4 protein-coding genes are annotated in these 7,199 nt (G+C 65.6%); 3 read left to right on the top strand and 1 reads right to left on the bottom strand.

Annotated elements, in window-relative coordinates; genetic code table 11:
* The 3 genes from glgC to glgX form a co-directional block, all read left to right on the top strand.
* Positions 1-1,182: glucose-1-phosphate adenylyltransferase (glgC, locus tag QZX62_RS08770; protein WP_294173715.1), on the top strand; the 1,182-nt coding region annotated here is incomplete at its 5' end.
* The gene (gene glgA, locus QZX62_RS08775; protein ID WP_294173716.1) at positions 1,179-2,621 is read left to right on the top strand and encodes a glycogen synthase GlgA; all 1,443 of its coding nucleotides are present in this window, start codon (positions 1,179-1,181) and stop codon (positions 2,619-2,621) included. The genes glgC and glgA, both read left to right, overlap by 4 nt.
* Positions 2,618-6,541 (top strand): glycogen debranching protein GlgX, encoded by a 3,924-nt coding sequence (glgX, locus tag QZX62_RS08780; protein WP_294173717.1) that lies wholly within the window; start codon positions 2,618-2,620, stop codon positions 6,539-6,541. Before glgA ends, glgX begins: the two co-directional genes overlap by 4 nt.
* A 188-nt stretch (positions 6,542-6,729) precedes the next feature.
* On the opposite strand, the gene QZX62_RS08785 is transcribed toward glgX, so the two are convergent.
* Entirely contained in the window at positions 6,730-7,068 is a 339-nt protein-coding gene (locus tag QZX62_RS08785; protein WP_294173718.1) for a hypothetical protein, read from the bottom strand.
* Positions 7,069-7,199 lie beyond the last annotated feature (131 nt).

Raw genomic sequence — 7,199 nt, forward strand, 5'->3', positions numbered from 1 at the left:
GAGTTAACCGATACTCGCGCCAAGCCCGCGGTCTTCTTCGGTGGCAAGACCCGTATCGTAGATTTCGCACTCTCTAATGCGCTCAATTCCGGCATTCGCCGCATCGCCGTTGCCACTCAGTACAAGGCGCATAGCCTCATACGGCACTTGCAGCGCGGCTGGTCCTTTTTCCGTACCGAGCGCAACGAGAGCTTCGATATTCTGCCCGCAAGCCAGCGCGTGGCTGAAGATCTCTGGTATCTTGGAACCGCTGACGCGGTTTACCAGAACATCGATATCATCAAGAGTTACGCGCCAGAGTACATGGTCATCCTGGCCGGCGACCATATCTACAAAATGGATTACGAGATCATGCTCGCCGAGCATGTCGATCACGGCGCTGACGTTTCGGTCGGCTGCATCGAAGTGCCGCGGGCGGAGGCGGCCGAGTTCGGCGTCATGCACATCGACGAGAACGACCGGATCATCGATTTCATCGAGAAACCGGCGGATCCGCCTGCCGTGCCAGGAAAGCCGGACGTGGCGCTGGCCAGCATGGGCATCTACGTGTTCAAGGCAAAGTTCATGTACGATGTGCTTCGCGAGGACGCTGCCATCCCCGCGTCCAGCCACGACTTCGGCAAGGACATCATCCCCAAGCTGGTGAAGGGCGGCAAGGCCTACGCGCACCAGTTCAGCCGGTCATGCCTGCGTTCCCGCGGCGAAGCGCCCTGCTACTGGCGCGATGTCGGCACCCTGGATGCCTATTTTCAGGCCAATATCGACCTTACGACCATTACGCCCGACCTCGATTTATACGATCATGATTGGCCGATCTGGACTTACAGCGAGATGACCGCGCCGGCGAAGTTCGTCCACGATAGCGGTGGGCGCCGGGGCGAAGCGGTGACATCCCTGGTGTCCGGCGACTGCATCGTCTCGGGCGGGCGCCTTGCCAACAGCCTGCTCTTCACCGGCGTGCGGGTGAACTCCTTTGCCGAGGTGAACCGGGCGGTGATCCTGCCGCGGGTCGAGATCGGCCGCCATGCTCGCCTCACCAATACTATCGTGGATCGCGGAGTTCGCATCCCCGAAGGATTGGTCGTGGGCGAGGACCCAGAAGGGGATGCCGCCCGCTTCCGCCGCACGGAAGAGGGTGTCTGCCTCATCACCAAACCGATGATCGACCGGCTGGAGGCATGAAGCGCTCGACGGTCCTGTCGATCGCGTCTGAAGTCTATCCGCTCATTAAGACCGGCGGCCTGGCGGACGTCGCCGGCGCGCTGCCCGGTGCGCTCGCCAAGGAAGGCTTTGCGGTGCGCACCCTTGTCCCCGGCTACCCGGCGGTGACCGCGGCGGCGAAGCCGGCCGAGGTGTTGCACGTTTTCGATGACCTGTTCGGCGGCCAAGCGCGGCTTGTTGCTGCCCGGGCGAAGAATCTCGACCTGTTCGTCCTCGATGCGCCGCACCTCTATGGCCGCCCCGGCAATCCGTATCTGAATGCCGAAGGAAACGATTGGCCCGACAATGCCCTGCGCTTCGCCGCGCTTGGGCAGGTGGGGGCTGAGCTTGGACGCGGACTCCTCCCTAGCTTTCACCCATCCGTGCTCCATTGCCACGATTGGCAGGCGGGCCTGGTTCCAGCCTATCTCGCGCACATGGAGGGGCGGAGTCCCCGAACCGTCTTCACGGTCCACAACCTCGCGTTCCAAGGCAACTTTCCGGCCAGGCTGTTGACCCGCCTCGGCCTACCGGCGAGCGCCTTGACGGTGGACGGGATCGAGTATCACGGTCAGATCGGCTATCTGAAGGCCGGCCTCCGGCTCGCGGACCGGATCACCACCGTATCCCCGACCTATGCCGCGGAAATCTGCACGGGCGAGTTCGGTATGGGCTTCGATGGGCTGCTGCGTGGCCGCGCTGACGTGCTTCGCGGCATCCTCAATGGCATCGATACTTCGGTCTGGAACCCCGCCACGGACAGCCTGCTGCCCGCGCGATACGACGCCGCGAGCCTCGACGCGCGCTCCGGCAACAAGGCCGCGCTGCAGGTGCGGCTGGGGCTCGCCGAGGAGCCGCGGGCGCCGTTGTTCGGGGTCATTTCCCGTCTGGGATGGCAGAAGGGTCTCGATCTGCTGCTTGCCGCCCTGCCGGTGTTGCTAGAAGGGGGTGCCCAACTGGCCTTGCTCGGGGCTGGCGATCCCGAATTAGAGGAAGCATTCCGCCGCGCGGCAGCCGAGCATCCCGGACGGATCGGGTGCATGATCGGCTTCGACGAAGCGCTGGCCCACTTGATCCAGGGTGGCTGCGACGCGCTGCTGGTGCCATCGCGCTTTGAGCCGTGCGGCCTGACTCAACTTTGCGCATTGCGCTACGGCGCGATTCCGGTGGCCGCGCGCGTCGGCGGGCTTGCCGACACGATTATCGATGCAAGCCCGGTCGCGCTGTCGGGCGGAGTTGCAACGGGCCTTCTCTTCTCCCCCGTGAACGAAGCGCTGCTAGAAGCCTCGATACGCCGCGCGGTGTCGCTCTACCAGGACCAAGCTGTCTGGCGGCAGCTCCAGTTGAACGGCATGGCCACGGACGTGTCCTGGCGCGGCCCGGCGCAAGCCTATGCGGCGCTCTACCGGGAGCTGCTGTGAGCCGCCGCGTCGGTCAAGGCTCGCCCGAGCCGCTCGGCGTCGCCGTGGTGGGCAGCGGCGTCAATGTTGCGGTCTTTTCCGCGCATGCCACGGCGGTCGACCTGTGTCTGTTCGACGAGCGCGGCGATCGGGAGCTGGAGCGAGTACGCCTGCCGGAGCGGACCGGGGACGTGTTCCACGGCTGGATCGACGGGATCGGGGAGGGGGCGCGTTACGGTCTGCGCGCCCATGGCCCGTTCGCGCCGGGCGAGGGGCACCGGTTCAACTCGGCCAAGCTGCTCCTCGACCCCCTTGCTAGGCTCCTAGACCGCCCGTTCCGGCTGCACGAAGCCATGTTCGGCTACCCGCCGGGAGGAGACGACCTCGGCTTCGACGCTACCGACAGCGCGCCGGTCATGCCCAAGGCGATCGTGATCGCACCGGCCGGCACCGCGACGCACCGGAGCCTTGTGCCCTGGGGCGAGACGATCCTCTACGAACTGCACGTCAAAGGCTTCACCAAGCTTCACCCCGCCGTGCCCGAGGCGGTTCGCGGCACCTTTGCGGGCTTGGGCCAACCGGCCGCGATCGAGCATCTGACGAAGCTGGGCGTGACCAGCGTCGAAGTCCTCCCCCCAGCGGCCTGGATCGAGGAGCGGCATCTCGCCGGCCTCGGCCTGTCCAACTATTGGGGCTACAACCCTGTCGCTTTGATCGCCCCGGAGCCGCGGCTTGCGCCCGGCGGGTGGGCGGAAATCCGGAGCACGGTCGCCGCGCTGGCCGAGGCTGGTATCGAGACGATCGTCGACGTGGTCCTCAACCACAGCGGGGAGGGCGACGCGCTCGGGCCGACCTTGTCGCTACGCGGGCTCGACAACGCCTCCTACTACCGGCTGCGGCCGAACGACCCCCGCCGGTACATCGACGACAGCGGCTGCGGGAACACGCTTGCGCTTGACCGGCCGCCGGTGGTCCGGCTGGCAATGGATGCCCTCCGCACTTGGGTGCGCGAAGCGGGGGTGCACGGCTTTCGCTTCGACCTGGCGACTTGCCTGGGGCGGCGCGACAACGGCTTCGATCAGTCCGCGCCGCTCATCGCCGCGATCGACCAGGATCCCGAGCTCCGCGCGCTCAAGCTGATTGCCGAGCCGTGGGACATCGGCCCCGGAGGGTATCAGCTCGGCAGGTTTCCATCGCTGTGGGGCGAATGGAATGACCGGTCCCGCGATGATGTCCGCCGGTTCTGGCGCGGCGATCCGCACCGGCTCGGGGCACTCGCATCGCGGCTCGCCGGCTCGGCCGACCTTTTTGGACGCTGCCGCCCGCCCTCTCGTAGTGTCAACTTCATCACAGCGCACGACGGTTTCTCGCTTGCCGACCTGGTCGGTCATGAGCAGCGCCGCAACGAGGCCAACGGCGAGGAGAATCGCGACGGCAGCGCCGAGAACTTCAGCTGGAACTGCGGGCGTGAAGGGGACACCGACGAGCCAACGATCCGGGCGGATCGAGCTCGGGACCAACGCGCATTGCTTGCCACCCTGCTGCTGTCGCGCGGCACGCCGATGCTCTCAATGGGTGCGGAGCTCGGTCACAGCCAGCGCGGCAACAACAATTGCTACGCGCAGGACAATGACCTGAGCTGGCTCAACTGGGATCGAGCGGACGGTACGCTGCTGGATTTCACGTCGCGGCTGATGGCCATCCGACGCACTCATCCGCTGCTCCGCGAAGATCGCGTGCTCCAGGACGGAGACGTGTCCTGGCTGACACCGGCGGCCGAGCCCATGACGGCCGCCGATTGGGAAGCGCCGGAAGGTGGCTCGCTGGCGATGGTGTTCGAAGGCGAGAGCGGTCGTCTTGCGCTGCTCGTCCATCGCGGCCTCGAGCCCCGCCGGTTTCAGCTGCCGAAGGGCAAGTGGCGGATCCTTGTGGAAAGCGCATCGGACGATGCCGGCCGAACCGTCGCGGCCACGGTGGACGTTCCCGCGCGCTGCGTTCTTCTGCTTGCCGAAGATGTGCAGACCGGCCCGAACCGACCGGTCAGTTCATCGACGCTCCGCCGCCTCGCAGACAAGGCGGGCGTGCAGCCCGTATGGTGGAGCGTCGATGGCATCCGGCACGAAGTCGGCGAGGACACCACCCGCCACCTTCTCCGTGCCATGCACCTTACGGCCGAGTCGGAAGGGGAAGCCCGGAACTCGCTCGATCGCCTGTCCGAGCTCTACGAGCGCCGCCCGTTGCCCCCCGTGCTCGTCCTGCGCGAGGGAGAGCTGCTGCCCGTGTCAGGGCCGCTCCGCATCGAGGCGGACGACGGCGAGCGGGTTGCCGGCGACCAGCTGGTTCCAGGCCGGTACCGGCTCCTACGCGAGGATGCGCCGGATGCGCCGTGCCGCCTGACCATCGCTCCCCATCGCGCCTGGCTGCCGCAAAGCATTCGGTCCGGCCAACGCCTGTTCGGCATCGCCGCTCAGCTCTACTCGCTGAGCCGCGACGGGGACGGGGGCATCGGCGACTTCACCACGCTGGCCGAGCTGGCGAAGGAAAGCGCTGCGGCCGGCGCCCACGCGGTCGGGATCAATCCCCTTCACGCTCTGTTCGGGGAAGGGCGGGAACGATGCAGCCCTTATTCCCCCTCCGACCGCCGCTTCGTCGATCCGATCTATCTCGACGTCGGCTCCTCCGCAGTCTCGTCGGAGGGAGAGCTGCTCAATTATCCCGAGGTATGGCGCGTCAAGCAAGCCGCGCTGCTGCAACGGTTCGCCCGCGAGAACCCGGGGCCAGAAATATCCCCCGCCTGCCTGACCTATGCAACCTTCTGCGCGCTGAGCCGTCACTTCGGGGGAGCGCCCTGGCAGCAATGGCCGGCCGAGTTCCGCGACCCTGCCAATGCCGCGGTGCGCGGCTTCGCCGTGGAGCATGAGAGCGAAGTCCGCTTCCACGCCTACCTGCAGCAGCTCTGCGACGAACAGCTCGCCGGGGCTGCCGGATTGATGGCGGACATGGACGTCGGGCTATACCGGGACCAGGCGGTTGGCGCGGCACCCGACGGCGCGGAAGCATGGGCCTGGCAGTCGCTGCTCGCCTCCGATGTCTCGATCGGCGCGCCCCCCGATCCGATTGGTCCCGAGGGACAGGTCTGGAACCTTCCTCCCTTTGATCCGCATGCGCTGAGGACGGCGGGCTACGATCCCTACGTCGAGCTGCTAACCGCCAACATGAAGCATGCCGGCGCGCTGCGGATCGACCATGCGATGGCGATGTCCCGCCTGTTCTGGGTTCCGCAAGGCGCGGAAGGGAAGGACGGCGCTTACGTCTCCTACCCGTTCAGAGACATGCTCGGCGAAACCTTGCTGGCAAGCGTTCGGGCTCGGTGCATGGTCGTCGCCGAGGCGCTCGGCACCGTTCCGGAGGGTTTCGGTGACGCGCTGATCGCGGCCGACATCCTGACTTACCGGGTCATGCTGCTCGAGAAGAAGGGCGATGCCGCCTTTGTCAGCCCGTTCGACTACCCGCGACTGTCACTTGCCTGTCTGACGAGCCACGATCTTCCGACGTTCGCAGGGTGGTGGAGCGGCGCCGACATCCGGGAGCGGGAAGACCTGGGCCTGCTCAGAGACCGTGCGGCCGCCGACTCCGTCCGGGCGAGCGAGAAGGAGGCGCTGCTCGCAACAACTGCTCACAACGATGGGCAAGCCGACGATCTTGCAACAATTACCGTCGAAGTGCATTCGGCGCTGGCAGCCGGCAACAGCGCGCTAGTTATGGTTCAGGCGGAGGAACTCGCTCTTGAGGAGCGCGCCGTGAACGTGCCGGGAACTACAGTAGAGCGGCCGAACTGGAGACGCCGACTGAAGCTCACGATTGAGCAGCTCTTTGTAGGTACCGCCGCCGCGATAGTGGCAAGTATCCGGTTGCGTCGGCCGCCAGAAAGCCTGTTATGAGCTCCGCGACATCGTCATCACCTGAGTAGCTATCAATTACGGAGCTTATTGGTCCGTAGTTGCGTGGCGACGCGGTGCTTCGGATTGTCGCGGATCTTTCGCGTGTAACGTATCCTATCGCGAATACCGCTGCTCTGCTCTGTGTCTACCGTAGGATCGTGATTTCACTGACTGCGGGGAGCATCGATTTACGAGTAGGACGCGGCAGCCAGGTGGGTGTTGGAGCCGCACTCAAGATTCCCGGAGATGGACAGCGAGACCCGGCGGTAATGTGCGGCGATAGCCAAGTGGGCCGCACGAGCTTTCGGATGGTGAGCCTTGCGCCCGGCGAGCATCTCTTGGGCCGCCCTTCGAGCGTAATAGGAGGCATCGTCGGCTGAATAGGAGCCGGGCTCAAGCCGGATGAAAGCCAGCCTGTCGAACTCATCCGCTAAGCGTTGGAAAAACGGCTGCTCCGGAGTGCCTTGGAACTCTTCGGCCCAGGTGCGGCACTCGTTGGCTTCGTCGGCCAGTGTACGCTCAAACACGATAAACTCCGGAGCAAGTCGCTGAAGCGCCTGATCAACCGTGCGTCGTGAACGCGCAGTTGCTTCTTATGGTTAGCTTCGCGCTAGGACCAACTGCACTCCAACGTTGCATGCTGCGCACTGCACCTCTC

Origin of the sequence: uncultured Sphingomonas sp., assembly GCF_902806265.1 — a bacterium.
Lineage (GTDB): Bacteria > Pseudomonadota > Alphaproteobacteria > Sphingomonadales > Sphingomonadaceae > Sphingomicrobium.